Genomic DNA, 1,584 nt, shown 5'->3' with positions numbered 1-1,584 from the left:
CCACGGCAATCGCATCTAAATCATCCGCAGTATTGGCTGCCGGTTGAAAGAATCAAGTGGCTTGCATGAATACCTTCGTGGATCACTCACGCACGGAGGTTATTTTCATGTCCCAACGCTTGGTTGCAGTTTTTTCAACTTTTGAAGATCTTACCGATCCGCGCATCGAGCGCACCCGTCGGCACGAACTGTTCGAGTTGCTCGTTGTCGCGCTCTGCGGCACGATTGCCGGCTCCGATAGCTGGGCGGATGTCGAACGCTTCGGCAACGACCGACTGGACTGGCTACGCACCTTTCTCCGGCTGGAGAACGGCATTCCTTCGCACGACACGTTCGGCCGCGTCTTCGCGCTACTCGATCCGGCCAAGCTGGCAGCTTGCGTTGGGCAGTGGCTCGACGACGTGGGCCGCCAGATCGGCAAGCACATCGCCATCGATGGCAAAACTCTGCGCGGCTCGTTTGATCGGGCGGCCGGCAAGAATCCGCTGCACCTCGTTTCGGCTTGGGCCTGCGAAGCCCGGCTGACGCTCGGTCAGGTCGCCACCGACGCCAAATCCAACGAAATCACAGCCGTGCCGCTGCTGTTGGAGCTACTCAACCTGAAAGGAACGACCGTCACCATCGACGCGATGGGCTGCCAAAAAGAGATCGCCCAGAAGATCGTCCAGGGCAAAGGCGACTACCTGCTGGCGCTCAAGGACAACCATCCCAAGTTGGTGCAGGCGGTGGCGGACGAGTTTGCTGCGGCTCTCACGGCCGATGTTCCCGCCCGCGACCTGCGCCGGCACGTCACCGTGGAGACCAATCGCGGTCGCCAAGAGCGGCGTGAATACTACGTCCTGCCGGCGCCGCGCGCTTTGCCTGGTTTTGCCGATTGGGCAAAGCTGGCGACCATCGTGATGGTGATCCGCACGACGCTCAGCGCCGGACGGGAAACGACCGAAGTCAGCTATTTCCTGTCGAGCCTCCCGGCGAAGGTGAAGGCCCTGGCCAAATTGATTCGCCAGCACTGGAGCATCGAGAGTCAATTGCACTGGGTTTTGGATGTAACTTTTACAGAAGACGCCAGCCGCATTCGCAAGCTGCACGCCCCACAGACGACGGCCATGCTGCGACGCTTGGCAGTGTCCATCCTCTCAGTGGACACTGCCATCAAAGACAATATCCGCGGCAAGCGCTACCGCGCCTGCCTCTCCACCGATACCCTGGAACGCATTCTGCTCAGTTTCGTCGAGAAATAAGATGCGATTGCCGTGGACACAGCCTTATCGCCCGGTTCTGGTTTACGAGCTTCCATCACCTGGAAATAAACCTTACCACCGGCGTGGAGCTGCACCTGAACGGCCGCCGCATCCGGTCACTCAATTCTTGGTGCAAAAATACAATAGGTCGGGGGGGAACCATCGCATTTCCCAGTGCGCAACCCGAAGCTTGCCAAGGACGCAAGGAACATAAGCCGAACGGAGTGTTTCTTGAGCATCACGCTACCGCTAGGGTGAGGCGTTGGCGATCATTGGCATGTGCGCCTAATCTTACCGTATTCAGCCCCGGGCCGGCTGAACGGACGCCTGCGGCCGTTGTTTT

General features: G+C 59.2%; 1 protein-coding gene. It reads left to right on the top strand.

Annotated elements, in window-relative coordinates; translation table 11 throughout:
• Nucleotides 1-107 precede the first annotated feature (107 nt).
• Nucleotides 108-1,241, top strand: coding sequence for an ISAs1 family transposase (locus VGG64_24755; GenBank protein HEY1602838.1), 1,134 nt, complete (start codon nucleotides 108-110; stop codon nucleotides 1,239-1,241).
• Nucleotides 1,242-1,584 lie beyond the last annotated feature (343 nt).

The organism is Pirellulales bacterium (genome assembly GCA_036490175.1).
Classification (GTDB): Bacteria; Planctomycetota; Planctomycetia; order Pirellulales; family JACPPG01; genus JACPPG01.
This window is presented reverse-complemented; position numbering and strand designations above follow the sequence as displayed.

Coding starts and splice junctions, on each gene's coding strand:
- VGG64_24755 (HEY1602838.1), top strand. CDS start 108: ATGTCCCAACGCTTGGTTGCAGTTTTTTCAACTTTTGAAGATCTTACC.